The organism is Acidovorax sp. BoFeN1, from assembly GCF_003345135.1.
In the GTDB taxonomy this organism is placed as follows: Bacteria; Pseudomonadota; Gammaproteobacteria; order Burkholderiales; family Burkholderiaceae_C; genus Acidovorax; species Acidovorax defluvii.
Genome location: NZ_QOZT01000080.1, coordinates 1 through 17,515 on the forward strand (window position 1 = coordinate 1; position 17,515 = coordinate 17,515).

Annotated in this window: 16 protein-coding genes and 1 pseudogene; 11 read left to right on the plus strand and 6 right to left on the minus strand. The window is 68.2% G+C overall.

The annotated features are described in order from the left end of the window. The 4 genes and pseudogenes from DTW89_RS19415 to DTW89_RS15390 form a co-directional block, all read left to right on the plus strand. A pseudogene (locus tag DTW89_RS19415) lies at positions 1-265 on the plus strand (DUF4136 domain-containing protein); the annotation flags it as partial. Between the two features lie 16 nt (positions 266-281). Beyond that, positions 282-920: a histidine phosphatase family protein gene (locus DTW89_RS15380; RefSeq protein ID WP_114656573.1), complete on the plus strand. Its 639-nt coding sequence runs from the start codon at positions 282-284 to the stop codon at positions 918-920. Beyond that, on the plus strand, positions 904-2,082 hold the full coding sequence (locus tag DTW89_RS15385) for a DSD1 family PLP-dependent enzyme (protein ID WP_114656574.1): 1,179 nt from the start codon (positions 904-906) through the stop codon (positions 2,080-2,082). Before DTW89_RS15380 ends, DTW89_RS15385 begins: the two co-directional genes overlap by 17 nt. A 37-nt stretch (positions 2,083-2,119) precedes the next feature. Next, positions 2,120-3,952, plus strand: coding sequence for a lysoplasmalogenase family protein (locus tag DTW89_RS15390; protein ID WP_114656575.1), 1,833 nt, complete (start codon positions 2,120-2,122; stop codon positions 3,950-3,952). 11 nt (positions 3,953-3,963) lie between these two features. Here DTW89_RS15390 and cobA read toward each other — a convergent pair whose 3' ends face one another. After that, positions 3,964-4,869 carry a uroporphyrinogen-III C-methyltransferase gene (cobA, locus tag DTW89_RS15395; protein ID WP_236637166.1) on the minus strand — a complete coding sequence of 302 codons (906 nt, stop codon included), beginning with the start codon at positions 4,867-4,869 and terminating at the stop codon, positions 3,964-3,966. 233 nt (positions 4,870-5,102) lie between these two features. On the opposite strand from cobA, the gene DTW89_RS15400 reads away from it, so the two are divergent. The 7 genes from DTW89_RS15400 to DTW89_RS15430 are packed head-to-tail and all read left to right on the plus strand — an operon-like array spanning position 5,103 to position 11,547. After that, the gene (locus DTW89_RS15400) at positions 5,103-5,414 is read left to right on the plus strand and encodes a c-type cytochrome (RefSeq protein ID WP_051463499.1); all 312 of its coding nucleotides are present in this window, start codon (positions 5,103-5,105) and stop codon (positions 5,412-5,414) included. After that, entirely contained in the window at positions 5,411-6,592 is a 1,182-nt protein-coding gene (locus tag DTW89_RS15405) for a cytochrome D1 domain-containing protein (RefSeq protein WP_114656576.1), read from the plus strand. Before DTW89_RS15400 ends, DTW89_RS15405 begins: the two co-directional genes overlap by 4 nt. Continuing rightward, on the plus strand, positions 6,593-7,609 hold the full coding sequence (gene ahbB / locus DTW89_RS15410; RefSeq protein WP_114656577.1) for a siroheme decarboxylase subunit beta: 1,017 nt from the start codon (positions 6,593-6,595) through the stop codon (positions 7,607-7,609). Next, positions 7,593-8,069: an Lrp/AsnC family transcriptional regulator gene (locus DTW89_RS15415; RefSeq protein WP_024813086.1), complete on the plus strand. Its 477-nt coding sequence runs from the start codon at positions 7,593-7,595 to the stop codon at positions 8,067-8,069. Before ahbB ends, DTW89_RS15415 begins: the two co-directional genes overlap by 17 nt. Further along, entirely contained in the window at positions 8,059-8,631 is a 573-nt protein-coding gene (locus tag DTW89_RS15420; protein WP_114656578.1) for an AsnC family transcriptional regulator, read from the plus strand. Before DTW89_RS15415 ends, DTW89_RS15420 begins: the two co-directional genes overlap by 11 nt. A gap of 2 nt (positions 8,632-8,633) precedes the next feature. Next, complete coding sequence (nirJ, locus tag DTW89_RS15425; RefSeq protein WP_114656579.1) at positions 8,634-9,890, plus strand: heme d1 biosynthesis radical SAM protein NirJ; 1,257 nt, start codon at positions 8,634-8,636, stop codon at positions 9,888-9,890. Then, the gene (locus tag DTW89_RS15430) at positions 9,883-11,547 is read left to right on the plus strand and encodes a cytochrome D1 domain-containing protein (protein ID WP_114656580.1); all 1,665 of its coding nucleotides are present in this window, start codon (positions 9,883-9,885) and stop codon (positions 11,545-11,547) included. The genes nirJ and DTW89_RS15430 overlap by 8 nt, the downstream gene beginning before the upstream one ends. A gap of 118 nt (positions 11,548-11,665) precedes the next feature. Here the strand turns inward: DTW89_RS15430 and DTW89_RS15435 are convergent, their stop codons facing one another. The 5 genes from DTW89_RS15435 to DTW89_RS15455 all read right to left on the minus strand — a co-directional run. Beyond that, on the minus strand, positions 11,666-12,418 hold the full coding sequence (locus tag DTW89_RS15435) for an ABC transporter ATP-binding protein (RefSeq protein WP_114656581.1): 753 nt from the start codon (positions 12,416-12,418) through the stop codon (positions 11,666-11,668). 7 nt (positions 12,419-12,425) lie between these two features. Further along, positions 12,426-13,664 (minus strand): ABC transporter permease, encoded by a 1,239-nt coding sequence (locus DTW89_RS15440; RefSeq protein WP_114656582.1) that lies wholly within the window; start codon positions 13,662-13,664, stop codon positions 12,426-12,428. A 6-nt stretch (positions 13,665-13,670) separates the two neighbouring features. Further along, positions 13,671-14,969, minus strand: coding sequence for an efflux RND transporter periplasmic adaptor subunit (locus DTW89_RS15445; protein WP_114656583.1), 1,299 nt, complete (start codon positions 14,967-14,969; stop codon positions 13,671-13,673). A gap of 33 nt (positions 14,970-15,002) precedes the next feature. Next, positions 15,003-16,061 carry a Holliday junction branch migration DNA helicase RuvB gene (gene ruvB / locus DTW89_RS15450; RefSeq protein ID WP_114656584.1) on the minus strand — a complete coding sequence of 353 codons (1,059 nt, stop codon included), beginning with the start codon at positions 16,059-16,061 and terminating at the stop codon, positions 15,003-15,005. A 37-nt stretch (positions 16,062-16,098) separates the two neighbouring features. Beyond that, on the minus strand, positions 16,099-17,515 hold a 1,417-nt coding region (locus tag DTW89_RS15455; RefSeq protein ID WP_330863508.1), incomplete at its 5' end, for a trypsin-like serine peptidase.

Genomic DNA, 17,515 nt, shown 5'->3' on the forward strand with positions numbered 1-17,515 from the left:
GGGCTGGGGTGGCTGGGGCGGTGGCCGCGGCTTTTATGGCGGCCTGTCGATGCGTTTTCCGCCCCCCACGCTGTACCGGCGCGAAGTCGGCCTGATCCTGCGCGAAGCGGCCAGCGGCACCGTGGTGTACGAAACCCGCGCCGTGCACGAGGGTGTGTGGACCGACAACCCGGCCGTGTTTGCCGCCATGTTCGACGCGGCCCTGAACGGCTTTCCCACCCCGCCCAGCGGACAGCGCCGCATCGTCCTTGAAATACCGCGCTGAGGCGCGCCCAATCTCCATGCATGCCACCCGCATCATTGCCATACGCCATGGCGAAACCGCCTGGAACGTGGACACCCGCATCCAGGGGCATCTCGACATCCCGCTCAACGACACCGGCCTGTGGCAGACGCGGCAGCTGGCGCGGGCCCTCGCCGACGAGCCCGTGGCCGCAATCTACACCAGCGATCTGCAGCGCGCCCGGGCCACGGCACAGGCCCTGGCCGACACCACGGGCGCACCCCTCACACCCGAGCCCGATCTGCGTGAACGCAGTTTTGGCCACTTTCAGGGCCGCACCTTTGCGCAGATCGAGGCGGAGCTGCCCGAAGACGCGCTGCGGTGGCGCAAGCGCGACCCGCACTACGCGCCCGAGGGCGGCGAGTCGCTGACCGCACTGCGCGAGCGCATCAACGCCACGGTGCACCGCCTGGCCGCGCGCCACCCCGGCGACCAGGTCGTGCTGGTGGCGCACGGCGGCGTGCTCGACGTGATTTACCGCCTGGCCACCGGCCAGGAGATCCAGGCGCCGCGCACCTGGCAGCTGGCCAACGCGGCCATCAACCGCTTGTTGTGGACCCCCCAGGGCCTGAGCCTGGTCGGCTGGGCCGACACCCAGCACCTGGACAACGCCGCCCGCGATGAAACCACTGCCTGATCTCCCGGGGGCGCTGGAGGCCAGCATCGGCCTGCGCGTGGACCAAATCGACACGCCCGCGCTGGTGGTGGACCTGGACGCCATGGAGCGCAACATCGCGCGCATGGCCGACTTTGCCCGCAAGCACCAGGTGCTGTGGCGCCCGCACGCCAAGCTGCACAAGAGCGCCGAAATCGCCCTGCAACTGCAGCGCGCCGGTGCCGTGGGCGCCTGTGTGCAAAAGACCGCCGAGGCCGAAGCGCTGGCCGCGGGCGGCGTGCGCGACATCACCATCACCAACCAGGTCATCGCGCACCCCAAGCTGCTGCGCGTGGCCCGGCTGGCCGCACGCCTGCAGGCCCAGGGCGGACGCCTGGCGCTGGCCGTGGACAGCGCCGAGGGCATCCAGCGCCTGGCCGAGGCCATGGCCCAGGCAGCGCCGCAAGCGCGCATCGACGTGCTGGTCGAGATCGACGTGGGCCAGGGCCGCTGCGGCGTGCCGCCGGGCGAGCCGGCCCTGGCGCTGGCCCAGGCCGTGGCACGGCTCACCCAGCTACGGTTTGCCGGCCTGCACGCCTACCACGGCCGCGCCCAGCACCTGCGCGGCGCGGCCGAGCGGCGCGAGGCCATTGCAGCAGCCGTGCAGGCCGCGCGCCACACGCGCGACCTCATCACCGCCGCCGGGCTGCCGGTGCCACTGGTCACCGGCTCGGGCACGGGCACGCTGGTGCACGAAGCGGCCAGTGGGGTGTATGGTGAGCTGCAGGCGGGCTCGTTCCTGTTCATGGATGCCGACTACGCACGCAACGAGCGCGAGCCCGCGCAGCCCGTTTTCGAGCAGGCGCTTTTCGTGAAAACACAGGTCATCTCGGCCTGCAGCAGCCACGCCGTGTGCGACGCGGGGCACAAAAGCCACGCCATCGACTCGGGCCTGCCCACCGTGGCCCTGCTGCCACCGGGGCGCGCCCTGCGCTACGCCAACGGCGGCGACGAGCATGGCGTGCTGTATGCCGACGGCCCCCAGGCCCGGCTGCCCGCGCTGGGCCAGATGCTGTGGCTGGTGCCGGGGCACTGCGACCCCACGGTGAATCTGCACAATTTCTTGATCGGCGTGCGCGGCGGGCTGGCCGCGGGCGTGGTGGAGCGCATCATCAGGGTTGATGCCAGAGGCGCTTTGACCTGATTGGGGCAAGAATCGGCGGACATTTTGGTGTCCCCCCATGAGCCCCAGCCAGATCATCGTTCTTGCCACCCCGGTCTTTTTTGTACTGATCGCCATCGAGCTGGCCATTGGCCACAGGCGCCAGCGCAACACCTACCACCTGGCCGATGCCATGAGCAGCATCGGCCTGGGCATGCTGAGCCAGACCAGCGCGGTGTTCACGCGGCTGCTGCGCATTGGCATTTACACCGCCCTGTTCGAGCATGTGGCGCTGTGGCGCAGCGATGCGTTCTGGACCAGCCTGCCCGGCTGGCTGCTGGCACTGGTGTTCTACGACTTTTGTTACTACTGGCTGCACCGCATGGGCCACGAATCGGCCGTGCTGTGGGCCGCACATGCCGTGCACCACCAAAGCCAGGACTACAACCTCAGCACCGCCCTGCGCCAGACCAGTTCGGGCGCGCTGCTGGGCTGGGTGTTCTACGTGCCCATGGCCTTGGCGGGCGTGCCGCCGCTGGTGTTTGCGGTGGTGGCGCTCATCGACCTGTTCTACCAGTTCTGGGTGCACACCGAGCAGGTGGGCAAGCTGGGCTGGTTTGACCGCTGGTTCTGCAGCCCCAGCAACCACCGCGTGCACCATGCTGTGAACGATGCCTATCTGGACAAAAACTACGGTGGCATCCTGATCCTGTGGGACCGGATCTTCGGCACCTTCAAGGACGAGGATGACAAGGAAAAATGCGTGTACGGAACGCGCGGCCTGCTCAACAGCTGGGACCCGCTGTGGGCGAATGCCCAGGTGTATGCCGGGCTGGCGCACGACAGCTGGCACGCGCGCAGCTGGGGCGACAAGCTGCGCGTGTGGCTCAAGCCCCCGGGCTGGCGGCCCGCCGATGTGGCTGAGCGTTTTCCCAAGCCGGCCTTCGACATCGCCCGGATGCCGCGCTACAACCCCGCCATGGCGCGCGCCACGCGCTGGTTCGCCTGCGTGCAGTTTGTGCTGCTGCTGGCGGGTGTTTCGGTGTTTTTGTGGCACGCCGACAGTGCCCCGCTGGCCCACAACACCGCATGGTTTGCGGCCCTGTTGGCCACGCAATGGGCCCTGGGTGCCGTGGTGCAGGGCCGCATCAGCATGCCGCTGGCCCTGATGATCGAAGCGGGTGCGCTGGCCACCGCCACCAGTGCCGTGGGCTGGACCGAGTGGCACCTGGTGTTCAAGCCCCTGACGATGGTGATTGCTATAATATTAGTAGCTGCCTGCGCTTTATCCATAGGCGCTAGAGGCCGATTTTATGCAAAACCATGGGTCACCATGGTGCTGGCTTTGGGGTTGTCGCTGGCCGGCGATGTGTTTTTGATGCTGGACGGGCTCTTCATTCCCGGCCTGGTGAGTTTTCTGGGTGCGCACCTGGCCTACATCGCCCTGTTTCGGCAGGGCGTGCCGTGGTTTGCCCACCGCGGCGCACTGGTGACCACACTCGCCGTGGGTGCCGCCATGTACGCTTTTTTGTGGGCGGGCGGTCTGCCTGCTGCACTGCGCGGCCCGGTGGCGGCCTATGTGCTGGTGATTGCCCTGATGGCGGCGCAGGCCCTGGGGCGCGCACGGGCCCTGGGCACCAGCGCGGCGCGCATGGTGGCCGTGGGCGCATGCCTTTTCATGGTGAGCGACTCGCTTCTGGCCACCCACCGCTTTGTGCAGGCCTTGCCCATGTCGCAGTTCTGGGTGCTCTCCACCTACTACGCCGCGCAGGTGCTCATCGTCTGGGGCTGGTTGCGCGGCCAGTCGCAGGAACAGGCCGATGCACGCCTGGGGGTGGATGCGGCGCAGGCCCCAGGGGCAACTCCCGCGCCTGTCGAAACTTACCCGGCAGCGCAGACCAGCCCGGGCTGAACCCCTGCGCGTCAGGCGGTACAGGCCAGGGCCTGGGGCGTAGCTGCATCGACCACCGCCGGGAACCCGGTGAGCACCTCGGCCGACGATCCGATGCGCGCGTGCAGCGCCACGGTATCCCCAATCATCACCAGCGCGGGCGGGTTCACGCCGTAGGCCACGCTCAACTGCGGCAGCGTTTGGAGCGTGCCCACAATGCTGCGCTGCCCGGGCAAGGTGGCGCGCTCGATCATGGCAGCGGGCGTGCTGGCCGGCAGGCCATGGGCGATGAGCTGGGCGCAGATGATGGGCAGGGTGCCCACGCCCATGTAAATCACCACGGTCTGGTGGGGCCGCGCCAGCGCCGCCCAGTCCAGCGCCACGGTGCGCTCGCCTTCCTCGCCCTGCAGATGGCCGGTGGCAAACACCAGCATGGCCGCATGGTCACGGTGCGTGAGGGGGATACCCGTAGCCGCTGCGGCGCCCTGGGCCGCACTGATGCCGGGCACGGTGTCGCAGGCAATGCCGGCAGCAGCCAGCGCCTCTGCCTCTTCGCCGCCGCGCCCAAAAATGTAGGGGTCGCCACCCTTCAGGCGCACCAGTGACCGACCGCTTTGCGCCAGCCGCACCATGAGTTCGATGATGCCTTCCTGCGGCAAGGTGTGGTTGCGGCTTTGCTTGCCGACATAAATCCTTTCGGCGCCGGCCGCGACATGCTGAAGCACGTCATCGGATACAAGGTGGTCATACAGCACCAGATCGGCGCTGGCCAGCGCACGGGCCGCCTTGAGCGTGAGCAGGTCGGCATCGCCCGGACCCGCGCCCACCAAAGTGACACGGCCCCATTCAGAAGGCGCGAGCCGGGGAAGAACCCCGCCAGAAGGGGCGGCGGCTGTGTTGCCGAGGGGGGGCTGCGAGGAGGGGTTGGCGGTGTCCATCGGGGATGGCCCATTGAAACTGGGCACGGTTGGTAAACAATGGCCCCATTGTCAAAATGACCGGGGCCATCGTCCTTGATGTAAATCAAGGACGATGGCTGCAAATCCAGCGATATTTCGCCATGCCTTGCAAGAACGCGCACCAGACGCCACGCCCCTCCAACGCCGGCCATCATCCCACGGTCGGCGGGGTGTTTCGAGGTTGGCACCGTGCCGTTGCCTGGTTGGCGCTGATGGTCTGCGCCGCCGGGCTTCATGCCCAACCGGCCCCACCCACCGCGCAACGCCAGCAAGAGCTGGTGCGCATGGTTCGCCAGGACTGCGGCTCGTGCCACGGCCTGCGCTTGACCGGTGGCCTGGGGCCCGCGCTCACCCGCGAGGCACTGGCCGACAAACCGATTGGTTCCCTGGCAGCCACCATCTACGGCGGTCGCCCCGGCACCCCCATGGCGCCCTGGAAAGCCATGGTGAACGAAGCCGAGGCCCTGTGGATTGCCCAGCAACTGATGGCCGGATTCCCCGAGCCGCAAAAGGATTCCCGATGAAACGCCGCGACTGCCTCGCCCTGATGGGCGCCTCCTCCCTGTTGCTGGCTGGATGCGCAGGTGTCCCTGCCGCCACCGGCACGGGCGATCTCGGCGTTGTCGTGGCCCGCTCCACGGGCACGCTGGCCATCGTCAACACCAGCCAGCGCACACTGCTGGCCGAGGTCAAGGGCCTGGGCGACCTCTCGCACGCCTCGGTGGTGTTCTCGCGCGATGGCCGCTACGCCTTTGTGTTTGGGCGCGATGGCGCGCTCACCAAGGTCGATCTGCTCACGCACCGCATCGCTGGCCGCGTGATGCAGGCGGGCAACTCGATTGGCGGCGCCATCAGCGCCGACGGCCGCCTGGTGGTGGCACAAAACTACACGCCCGGCGGCATCAAGGCCTTCGACACCACCACGCTGGAGCTGGTGGCCGACATCCCGGCCGAATACGAGAACGGCAAGCTCTCGCGCGTAGTCGGGCTGGTGGACCTGCCTGGACGGCGCTTCGCCTACAGCCTGTTCGACGCCAACGCCATCTGGATCACCGACCTGTCCAACCCCGCACGCCCCGTTACCACCAAGCTGCCCAATATTGGCAAGCAGCCCTATGACGCGCTGGTCACGCCCAATGGCCGCCACTACATCGCGGGCCTGTTCGGCGAGGACGGGCTGGCCATGGTGGACCTGTGGGAAGACAAGCCCACCGTGCGCCGCATCCTGGGCGGCTACGGCCGTGGCCAGGAGCCCCTGCCGGTCTACAAGATGCCGCACCTGCGCGGCTGGGCCGTGGCCGGGCGCCGCGCCTACCTGCCCGCCATCGGCCGCCACGAGGTGCTGGTGGTGGACACCGACACCTGGCAAGAGGTCGGCCGCATACCGGTGGCTGGACAGCCCGTGTTCGTGATGGCCCGTCCCGACGGCCGCCAGGTGTGGGTGAACTTCTCGGTGCCTGACTACCACCGCGTGCAGGTCATCGACACCACCACGCAAAGCATCGTGCGCACGCTGGAGCCCGGCAAGGCCGTGCTGCATATGGAGTTCACGCCGCGCGGCGAGTCGGTCTGGATCAGCTCGCGCGACGCCCACCGCGTCAGCGTGATCGACACGCAGACCTTTGCCACCCAGGCCACGATGACGGTCGATTCGCCCAGCGGCATCTTCTTCACGTCCCGCGCAGCGCGGGTGGGGTTCTAGATGGCCCCCGACGCCGACCTTCGCCTGGCGCTGCTCAACCCCTGGCAGCGCGGCTTTCCGCTGGTGCGCGAGCCCTTTGCGCACGTCGCGGGCACGCTGGGCCTGTCGACCGACGAGGTTCTGGCGGGCTACGCCCGGCTGCAGCGCGAAGGCGCGCTGAGCCGCATCGGCGGGGTTTTTGCGGGCAACGCCGGCGGTGCGGCGCTGCTGGCCGCCATGGCGGTGCCCCCCGAGCGGCTGGACGCCGTGGCCGCCGTGGTATCCAGCCACCCCGGCGTCAACCACAACTACCAGCGCGAGCACCACTACAACCTCTGGTTCGTGATGACCGGGCAGGACGATGCCGCCGTGCGCGCCGCCATGCGTTCGCTCGAAGACGCCACGGGATTGACCGCGTTGCAGCTGCGCATGCAGCGCGCCTACCGCATCGACCTGGGCTTTGATCTGCGCGGCAACACCGCCCCCGCTCCCATGGCCGCCGCGCGCGAGGCCACGCCGGTGCAGGGCGCCGACCGGCCGCTCGCCGCCCTGCTCGAAGACGGCGTTCCGCTGGTGCCGCGCCCCTACGATGCCTGGGCCCAGGCGCTGGGCCGCACACCCGAATCGGTGCTGCACACGCTGCAGCAGTGGCTGGACCAGGGCACGGTGCGGCGCATCGGCGCCATCGTGCGCCACCACGAGCTGGGCTTTGACGCCAACGCCATGACCGTTTTCAACATCCCGGATGCCGAGGTAGACGCCTGCGGCGAGGCCCTCGCCCGCGTGACCGGCGTGACGCTGGCCTATCGGCGCGAGCGCACCGGGGGCTGGCCCTACAACCTGTATTGCATGGTGCATGGCCGCGACCGCACCGCTGTGCGCGACGTCATCGCACGCGTCCTGGATCATTGCGATCTGGCGCAGTACCCGCGCGAGGTGCTGTTCTCCTGCCGCCGCTTCAAGCAGACCGGCCCGCGGCGCTTTCGCGCCCTGCCCGAAACCACGATGCCGGAGGAGCTCGATGCTGTCGCCGGATGATGCCCGCCTGCTGGAGCGCCTGCACGGCGATCTGCCCCTGACCGAGCGGCCGTTTGCCGACGTGGCCGCCGAATTCGGGTGGACCGAGGAATACGTCATTGGGCGGCTCTCGGCCCTGCTGGAGAGCGGCATGCTCACCCGCTTTGGCCCGCTATTCCAGATCGAGCGCGCGGGCGGCCTGTTCGTGCTGGCCGCCATGGCCGTGCCCGAGGAGCGCTACGAGGCCGTCACGGCGCAAGTCAACGCCCACCCCGAAATCGCGCACAACTACCGGCGCGCCCATGCGCTGAACATGTGGTTCGTGCTCGGCACCGAAACCCCGGCGCAGTGCGCGGCGGCCATCACACGCATCGAGGCCGAAACGGGCCTGCCCGTTCTGGCATTTCCGAAAGAGCGTGAGTTTTTCGTCGAACTCAAGCTCCCCCTGCACCAGGCCACCGGAGCAGCCCATGGCGCTTGACGATTTCGACCGCGCCCTCATGGCCGCCACCCAGGGCGGCCTGCCGCTGGTGCCGCGCCCCTACGACGCCGTGGGGCAACAGCTTGGCGTCTCCGGCCAGCAGGTGCGCGAGCGCCTGGCGCAGATGCTCGAAACGGGCCTCATCCGCCGCATTGGCGCCGTGCCCAACCACTACCGCCTAGGCTTCACGGCCAACGGCATGAGCGTGTGGGACGTGGACGACGCCCTGGTGGACCAGCTCGGCGAGCGCATCGGCCAGCTGCCTGGCGTGAGCCACTGCTACCGCCGCCCGCGCCACCTGCCGAAGGCATCGCCGGGCCGCTCCCAAGATGCCGAGTCCCCCTCGGGGGGAGACGGTGCGCAATGCACACCGACAGGGGGCATCTGCTGGCCCTACAACCTGTTCGCCATGCTGCACGGCCGCACGCGCGCCGAGGTCGAGCATCAGGCCGAGCAGGTGCGCGAACTGCTGGGCACCGCCTGCCGGGGCCACGACATCCTATATTCGACCGCCATCCTCAAGAAGACCGGCCTGCGTCTTCGGCAAAGCCAAGAAAGCTAATCATGTTCCGCATCAGCCAATACATGCGCGAGCTCGCGCAAGCCCAGGCCACCGGCGCCTATCCCGCCCCTGCACGCACCCGAGGCAACGGCCAGGCGCCGGGCCCGGTGGTGATCTGGAACCTGATCCGCCGCTGCAACCTGACCTGCAAGCACTGCTATGCGCTGTCGGCCGACCACGACTACGAGGGCGAGCTGTCCACGCAGGAAGTGTTCGGCGTGATGGACGACCTCAAGGCCTATAGCGTTCCGGTGCTGATTCTTTCGGGTGGCGAGCCGCTGATGCGGCCTGACATCTTCGAGATCGCCGAGCGCGCCAAGGCGATGAAGTTCTACACGGGTCTATCGACCAATGGCACCCTGATCGACGAGCCCATGGCCGACCGCATCCAGGCCATGGGTTTCGACTACGTGGGCATCAGTCTCGATGGCCTGCGCGAAACGCACGACCATTTCCGCCGCCTCGAAGGCGCCTTCGACCGCAGCCTGGCCGCTGTGCGACACCTGCACCAGCGCGGTGTAAAGGTGGGCCTGCGTTTCACCATGACGGCCATGAACGCGCACGACTTCCCTGCGCTGCTGGACCTGATGCGCGCCGAGGCCGTGGACAAGTTCTACTTCTCGCACCTCAACTATGCCGGTCGCGGCAACATCCACCGCGGCAAGGACGCCCAGTTCCAGGCCACGCGCGATGCGCTCGACCTGCTGTTCGAGCGCGCTTGGCAGTCCGCGCAGGAAGGCCGCGAAGAAGACTACGTGACCGGCAACAACGACACTGACGGCCCCTACCTGCTGCAATGGGTGCGCGAACGCATGCCGCAGTGGGAGGCAGCGCTGCGCGAGCGGCTCATCGCCTGGGGCGGCAATTCGAGCGGCGTGAACGTGGCCAACATCGACAACCTGGGCACCGTGCACCCCGACACCATGTGGTGGCACCACGACCTGGGCAACGTGCGCCAGCGCCCGTTCTCGGCCATCTGGTCCGACACCTCCGAGCCGCTGATGGCGGGCCTCAAGGCCAAGCCGCGCCCGGTGGGTGGGCGCTGCGCTGTGTGCCACTACTTCAGCATCTGCGGCGGCAACACGCGCGTGCGTGCCCAGCAACTCACGGGCGATGCCTGGGCCGAAGACCCCGGCTGCTACCTGCGCGACGACGAGATCGGGCTGCAAGCAGGCAGCGACGCACAGCGCGTGGCGCTGACGCCTTTCAGCAAGGGCCGCCGCACCATCGACATCCACCCGGAGAACGAACATGCATGACACTCTGCGCCGCTTTGCAACCGGCGCCGCACACCTGGCCTTGAGCGCGGGCCTGCTCTGGATGGGCCACGGCCTGGCCCAGGCGCAGACCCACAGCGCCACAGCTACGGCCAGCACGGCAGCCGCCAAGACTGCCGCGCCCACCACCGCCGCCTCTGCTGCCGCGCTGTACGGCGAACACTGCGCCAGCTGCCACGGTGCCCAGCGCACTGGCGGCATGGGCCCGGCGCTGCTGCCCGAGAGCCTGGCACGCCTGCGTCGCCCCGAAGCGCTGAAGGTCATCCAGCAGGGCCGCGCCGCCACGCAAATGGGGGGCTTCGCCGCCACGCTGGCCCCCGCAGACATTGCGGCACTGACCGAATGGATCTACCAGCCGGTCACCCCCGCACCGGCGTGGAGCGATGACGATGTGCGCGCCTCGCGCGTTGAAACCGCAGGCACCAGAAACCTGCCGGCCCGCCCCAGCTGGAAGGCCGATCCCATGAACCTGTTTGTGGTGGTCGAAGGCGGTGACCACCATGTCTCGCTGGTCGACGGCGACCGCTTCGAGGTCATCCACCGCTTTGCCAGCCGCTACGCGCTGCACGGCGGCCCCAAGTTCACACCCGACGGGCGCTTTGTGTTCTTTGGCTCGCGCGACGGCTGGATCACCAAATACGACCTGTGGAACCTCACCGTGGTGGCCGAGGTGCGCGCCGGCCTGAACATGCGCAACGTGGCCGTCAGCGGCGACGGGCGCTGGGTCATGGCCGCCAACTACCTGCCGCGTACCGTGGTGCTGTTCGACGCCGATCTGAACTTTGTCAAACGCTATGACGCCACCACGCTCGACGGCAAGGAGGCCTCGCGCGTGTCTGCGGTGTACGACGCTGCCCCGCGCAAGAGTTTTGTCGTGGCGCTCAAGGACATTCCCGAGGTCTGGGAGATTTCCTACGACCCCAAGGCACCGCCGATCTATGACGGCCTGGTGCACGACTACAAGATGGGCGAGGCCATCGCCAAGCCCGGCTACCAGGGCGTGCGCCGCACGCCGCTCGATGAGCCGCTGGACGACTTCTTTTTCGACCAGAGCTACCGCCATGTGCTGGGCTCGACCCGGCCCAAGTCCGGTGCGGCCGACGGCGCCCCCACGGCGCAGGTGGTCAACCTCGATGTGCGGCGCAAGATTGCCGAGCTGCCGATTGCCGGCATGCCCCACCTGGGCTCGGGCATCACCTTTGCCTGGAACGGCACCACCGTGCTGGCCAGCCCGAACCTCAAAGACGGCGCCATCGACGTGATCGACATGAAGACCTGGAAAACGGTCAAGACCATTCCCACCCCCGGGCCTGGCTTTTTTATGCGCAGCCACGAGACCACCCGCTATGCCTGGGCCGACTCGATGATGAGCCCCACCGCCAAAGACACGCTCACACTCATCGACAAAACCACGCTGACGCCCATGGCCACGCTGCGCGAGCCCGGCCGCACGCTGGCGCACACCGAGTTCACCAAGGACGGCCGCTACGCCCTGGTCAGCGTGTGGGAGACAGACGGCGCCATCATCGTGTTTGACGCGCAGACCCTCAAGGAGGTCAAGCGCCTGCCCATGAGCAAGCCTGTAGGCAAATACAACGTGTGGAACAAGATCACGCGCTCGGAAGGCACCTCGCACTGAGAGCGCCTGCGGATTTTTGGTCAAATAGGCCTCTAGCGCTTATACAGCAAGCGCTAATAGCTATCAAATAAATAGCATTTTTTGCGGTGCGGAGCAACGCTCCACCGCCCCGCTGCCCTCACACCGGCAGCGCGCTGGGCGCAGGCTCCACCCCCGCAGTGACCGCCTCGTCGCGCGCAATGCGCCCGTCGATCAGCTCCACCAGCCGGTCGCAGCGTGCCGCCAGCCGCGGGTCGTGCGTGACCACCACAAAACTCGTGCCGCGCTCGGCATGAATGCTGCGCAGCAGGGCAAACACCTCTGCGGACGAGGCGGTATCCAGGTTGCCAGTGGGCTCGTCGGCCAGCACCAGCGGCGGGTTCATGACCAGCGCGCGGGCAATGGCCACACGCTGCTGCATGCCCCCCGACAGTTCCCCCGGACGCTTGTCCATGGCCTGCGCCAGGCCCACGGCGGCCAGCAGGCTGCGCGCGTGCTCGCGCTGCGCGCTGCTGACGCGGCCTTCGGCCATGAGGGCCGGAAGCGTCACGTTTTCCAGCGCCGAGAACGCGGGCAGCAGGTGGTGGAACTGGAAGACAAACCCCAGCGTGCGGCGACGGCGCAGCGTCAGCGCGGCATCTTGAAGACCCTGTACCGCTTCGCCGTCGAGCCGGTAGCTGCCGGACGTCATGGACTCGAGCAGGCCCAGGATATTGAGCAGCGTGCTCTTGCCCGATCCTGAGGGCCCCATCAGGGCAATGAACTCGCCACGGCGCACCTGCAAGGTGATGCCGTGCAACACCTCGGCCTCGCTGGGTCGGCCCAGGTTGTAGCTTTTGCGCACGGCATCGAGCGCGATCAGTTCGGGGGTGGCGGTAGCGGCGGCGTTCAAACGGGCCTCACATGCGAATGGCTTGCGCCGGGTCCAGCGCCGCCGCACGGCGCGCCGGGGCCACGGCGGCCAGCACGCCACAGACCGATGCAATCAGCGCCACCTGCAATGCCATGGCGGGCGGCAGCGCAATCGAAAACAGCGGCATGCCGTCGGAGCCGCGCACAAAATGGGTGAACACCCAGATCAGCGCCACCGCCAGCAAAAGGCCCAGCACCGAACCCAGCACCCCCACCACGGCGCCCTGCACCAGAAACACGCGCAGCACCTGCCCCCGGGTCGCGCCCATGGCGCGCAATATGCCGATTTCGCGGCCCTTTTGCACCACCGACACCACCAGCACGCTGGCGATGCCCAGCACCACCACGGCCAGCACCACGCCGCGAATGATGGAGGTGCTGATCGACTGCGCATTCAGCGCCGACACCAGCTGCGCATTGCTCTCTTGCCAGCTTTCAATCTTGTAGGGAAACTGCCCCTGCAGCGCGCGCGCCAGGGTCTGGGCCACCCACACGTCCTTGAGCGTCAGGTCGAGCTGGGTGGCACCACCGGGCAGTGCCAGCAGGCTTTGCGCGGCGCGCAACGGCACGATCACGGTGCGCCGGTTGAGGTCTTTCACACCCAGGTCCACCAGCGCGGTCACGCGCACTGCGTCGCTCACCGACCCACCCGCGCCGCTCGTCTGCACCGTGAGGCGGTCACCCACACGCACGCCCAGGTCGGCCGCCAGCTCGCGCCCCACGATCGCCTCGCCGGGCGCCAGCCGCGCACTGCCGCTGACCACTTTGGAGCGCAGCCCCACCACGCGGTCATAGCGGTCCAGATCGACGCCCATCAGCGCGATGGCTTGCGATGCCTCACCGCGCAAGGCCAGACCACTGCCCGACACCATGGGCGACACCCCGGCCACGTCGGGCAGGCGTTCCAGCAGCGGCACCAGTGCCTGCCAGTTGGCCACCGAGCGCAGGCGCTGCGCACGCGGCTGGGTTTCGGTGAGCACGGCTGCGCCAACCACCGGCAGTGCCGCCGGCGTCACCAGGTCGTCCGGTGCCCGCAGACTGATATGCGCCTGGGCGCCCAGCGTCTTGGCCAGGGTGTTGGACTGCAGGCCGTTGATCAGCGCCGAGACGTAGGCAATCACCGCCACCCCCGCCGCCACGCCCACGATGATGAGCAGCGTCTGCATGCGCCCCTCGCGCAGAAAGCGCAGCGCCACACGCCATTCAAAACCGGGCCAGATCAGCATGGCAGCTCAGCGGCCCATGGCGTTGGTCAGCGCGGAGCCGGCGTCGCCCCCCTGCCCTTTGCCCTGTGCGGCAGCACCGGGGGCGGCCGCACCTGCGGTCCATTCCACCATGCGAGCCCGCACGCGGTCGCCGGCCTGCATGGCGCCGCCGAGCAGCACGGCGTCACCTTCTTTCAGGCCATCCAGCACTTCCACCGCATCGAGCGTGCGCAAGCCCAGCCGCACCTGGAGGTTCTGGGCGCGGCCTTCTTGCAGCACCAGCACGGTACCCGCGTCACCCGCCACGGCACCGCGCAGTGCCGCCAGGGGCAGTACGAGCGCGCTTTCGCGCCGGGCGGTCTCCACCTCGACCGACAGGGTCATGTCCTCGCGCAAAAAGCCGGGCACCTGCTGCTCCAGCGCAAATTTCACCTCGATGGCGCCGCGCTGAGCATCCACCGCAGGCGCAATGGAAAGCACACGCGCCGCGAAGCGCTGGCCGGCAAAGGCATCAGCTACCACCGTGGCTTTCTGTCCCGGCTGCAACTGGTCGAGAAAGCGCTCATCCACCTGCGCCACCAGTTGCGTGGGTCCGGCCAACGCCAGGCTGAGCAAGGCTTTACCGGGTTGCACGATCTGCCCCGGCTCCACCTCGCGCACCAGCACGCGGGCATCGGCCGGTGCGAGCAGATCGGTCTGCGCCAGGCGCGCCCGGGCCGCCACGGTAGCCGCCTGGGCCAGCGCCCACTGCGCCTGGGCCTGCACTACATCGCTGCCGGCATCGGCATTGGCCTGCATCTGTGCCTGCGCGCTGAGCTGCTGCGCCCGCGCCACGTCGACCGCCCGCCGGGCCTCGTCGAGCTGCGCGGGGCTGTAAAAACCCTCGGCCACCAGTTGCTGCACCCGCGCCAGGCTGGCGCTGGCGGCCTGCAGCGTGGCGTCGGCCTGGGCCACTGCCGCCTGCGTGGCCGTGCGGCCGCTGCTGCGCAAGCCGGCCAGGCGCGCCTGGGCCTGGCGCTCGGAGGCCAGCGCCTGCGCCAAGGCGGCGCGCAGTTCCTCCGATTCGAGCTGCACGAGCACATCGCCCTGGCGCACCTGCGCGCCTTCTGCCACACGCACCTGCGCCACCCGGCCGGTGACCGTGCTGCCCACGTCCACGCGCGACAGCGTGGCCACACGGGCCGAAAACTGCAGCGTGCGCACGAGCGGGGCCTGCTGCAGCACCAGGGCATCGACCTGCGGGCCGCGCAGTGCCATTGCACCAACAGCGGCGGCCCCCGCCAGCACGGCAACGCCCAACGCCAGCGCGAGCCAGCGTTTGTTCACCGCAAACTCCTCAGTGCCATGGGTGCCACTCCATCATTCAGAAAACAGTCCGCCGGCCGCTTGCGGGGGCGTGACCCCCAGGTGGCGATAAGCGGCCAGCGTGGCAATGCGACCGCGCGGCGTGCGCTGCAGGTAGCCCTGCTGGATCAGGTAGGGCTCGATCACGTCCTCGATGGTGCCCGCCTCTTCGCCAATGCTGGCGGCGATGTTGTCCAGGCCCACAGGGCCGCCATCAAAGCGGTGGATCAGCGCCTCCAGGAGCTTGCGGTCCATCACGTCAAAGCCCTGGGGGTCCACGTCCAGCATGGCGAGCGCCCGGTTGGCGATATCGAGCGTGATGCGGCCCGAACCTTTGACCTCGGCATAGTCGCGCACGCGCCGCAGCAGCCGGTTGGCGATGCGCGGCGTGCCGCGCGAGCGCCGCGCCAGCTCAAAGCCGCCGGCCTCGTCCATGGGCGTGCCCAGCAATCCCGCACTGCGCGTGACGATGCGCGCCAGCTCCTCGGGCGTATAAAACTCCAGCCGCGCCACGATGCCAAAGCGGTCGCGCAGCGGGTTGGTGAGCATGCCCGCGCGCGTGGTGGCACCCACCAGGGTGAAGGGCTGCAGGTCAAGCTTGATGGAACGCGCCGCCGGCCCCTCGCCGATCATGATGTCGATCTGGTAGTCCTCCAGCGCGGGGTAGAGGATTTCTTCGACCACGGGCGAGAGGCGATGGATCTCATCGATGAAGAGAACGTCGTTCTTTTCAAGGTTGGTCAGCAGTGCCGCGAGGTCCTTGGGCTTTTCGAGCACGGGCCCGCTGGTCTGGCGCAGGTTCACGCCCAGCTCGGCCGCAATGATGTGGCTCAGCGTGGTCTTGCCCAGGCCGGGCGGGCCGAACAGCAGCACATGGTCCAGCGCCTCGTCGCGCTTCCTAGCCGCGCCGATGAAGATTTCGAGCTGCTCGCGCGCCTTGGCCTGGCCCACATACTCCTGCAGCAGCTTGGGGCGCAAGGCGCGCTCAATGGCTTCTTCCTGCGGCGATGCAGGTGCGGCCGAGATGACGCGCTTGGGCGGCGCAGGGGCGAAGTCGTCGGTCTGAATGGTCATGCCATGTGCGGCCCCTGGGGGCGATGTGCGTGCGGGCTCATGGCGTGGGTTTCAGCCAGTTCTTGAGGGCTGCCTGGAATGCGAGGTCGTAACGGCCGTAGTAGTCATAGCCTGTGGGGTTCTGGCAACTTGCGGCACCGCCCGCCAGCTGTCCGGCCACATAGCGCTTGCCGCCAATGGGCACGAACAGGCTGGAGCCGCTGCTACCAGCCTCCGTCGTGCCAGCAGTCACCCCCACGGTCAGGAAACGCGCGTCTTGCGGCGCGCTCACCAGGCATGTCAACAGGTTTTTATTCACGTCTGCGTCAATAGTGCAGGTGGCAAACTGCTTCACTGCGCCTTCATAGAGCTTTTGCAGGTCACCCTGAGGATGGTGGATGCCGGCAGTGACGGTGCCTTCGGCCACGGCCCCGAAATACGAGCCAGCGAACACGACGCCAGCCGGCGGCGCAGCGTTCAGCCGAATGAAGGATGTGTCGGTGGCCGCCTGTGCCGACAGCAGGGTGGCACCACCGTAGAGGCGCTGCGCGCCTGCGTTGACCGCGCTGGTGTTGCAAGCGGCGGAGCGGTAAAACCAATATGTCTCTACAGAAGACGCCGCTGATTGCGTGGAAATGCAATGGTGGGCCGTCAGGAAATACGGCGTGGTGCTCGACTGCACGTCGTTGAGCAGCGTCCCCGTGCACAGGTAACCGGTGCCGTTATCGACGAAAGTCACGCGCGCCACCGAGCGGCTTTCACTGCTGTATTCGGGCCGGCACGACACGTCGATATTGCAGGTGTCTGCCGTGGCCGCCTTGGTCAGGCTCTGTTGCGCTGCACTTTCGGGTGAATCAAAAAAGTGCGATAGCGTGGGCACGGCGATGTCAAGTTGGGCCAGCTCGGCATCAGCGGGCAGCTCCACCTCCAGCGTGGTCTCGGCACCGCCGAAATCGGGACTCCAGTAGGTGCGGGCGGCATCACCGGTGTCGCCCGCCTGCAGGTTGCGCGCCAGGGTACGCAGAACCTCGTCGCCCGACACCTCGAACACCGCCTCACCGGCCTGCGCATAAAAGCGCAGCGTGCTCCCCGCCGGAATCGCGCGCACCAGCATGCCCAGGCGCACCCCCTTCGCGCCTTGCGCCTCAAAGCTGATGGAGGCACGCTGCGTGCCGCGATCTGTGGGGGTCCACTGCAACAGGCCCCGCAGGCCAGACGAAGTGGCCGTGGCGGACACATCCCTTGCCAGGCCAATCTGCTGGCGCATACCGCTGCCCGAGATGACTGCTGCCTTTTTTTGCAGCGACTGCAGCGCCGGGGCCGCCAGCGGCCCCAACCGCACCGGCGCGGCCTGTGAAGCACGCCCTGCAGCGCTCGGCAAGGGGGCTGCTGACCGGAGGGTCTTGCCCAGGCTCGGATCGAACGGTTCGATACGGTTCGCAGCGGATACATCGGGCGCCCCGCCACCACCACCC

What these genes read in the sequence shown, in the direction of transcription:
- DTW89_RS15405 (WP_114656576.1), top strand. Translation starts at nt 5,411, where the DNA reads ATGAAACGCCGCGACTGCCTCGCCCTGATGGGCGCCTCCTCCCTGTTG.
- DTW89_RS15420 (WP_114656578.1), top strand. Translation starts at nt 8,059, where the DNA reads ATGGCGCTTGACGATTTCGACCGCGCCCTCATGGCCGCCACCCAGGGC.
- ahbB (WP_114656577.1), top strand. Translation starts at nt 6,593, where the DNA reads ATGGCCCCCGACGCCGACCTTCGCCTGGCGCTGCTCAACCCCTGGCAG.
- DTW89_RS15400 (WP_051463499.1), top strand. Translation starts at nt 5,103, where the DNA reads ATGGTCTGCGCCGCCGGGCTTCATGCCCAACCGGCCCCACCCACCGCG.
- DTW89_RS15385 (WP_114656574.1), top strand. Translation starts at nt 904, where the DNA reads ATGAAACCACTGCCTGATCTCCCGGGGGCGCTGGAGGCCAGCATCGGC.
- DTW89_RS15415 (WP_024813086.1), top strand. Translation starts at nt 7,593, where the DNA reads ATGCTGTCGCCGGATGATGCCCGCCTGCTGGAGCGCCTGCACGGCGAT.
- DTW89_RS15390 (WP_114656575.1), top strand. Translation starts at nt 2,120, where the DNA reads ATGAGCCCCAGCCAGATCATCGTTCTTGCCACCCCGGTCTTTTTTGTA.
- nirJ (WP_114656579.1), top strand. Translation starts at nt 8,634, where the DNA reads ATGTTCCGCATCAGCCAATACATGCGCGAGCTCGCGCAAGCCCAGGCC.
- cobA (WP_236637166.1), bottom strand. Translation starts at nt 4,869, where the DNA reads ATGGACACCGCCAACCCCTCCTCGCAGCCCCCCCTCGGCAACACAGCC.
- DTW89_RS15440 (WP_114656582.1), bottom strand. Translation starts at nt 13,664, where the DNA reads ATGCTGATCTGGCCCGGTTTTGAATGGCGTGTGGCGCTGCGCTTTCTG.
- DTW89_RS15430 (WP_114656580.1), top strand. Translation starts at nt 9,883, where the DNA reads ATGCATGACACTCTGCGCCGCTTTGCAACCGGCGCCGCACACCTGGCC.
- ruvB (WP_114656584.1), bottom strand. Translation starts at nt 16,061, where the DNA reads ATGACCATTCAGACCGACGACTTCGCCCCTGCGCCGCCCAAGCGCGTC.
- DTW89_RS15380 (WP_114656573.1), top strand. Translation starts at nt 282, where the DNA reads ATGCATGCCACCCGCATCATTGCCATACGCCATGGCGAAACCGCCTGG.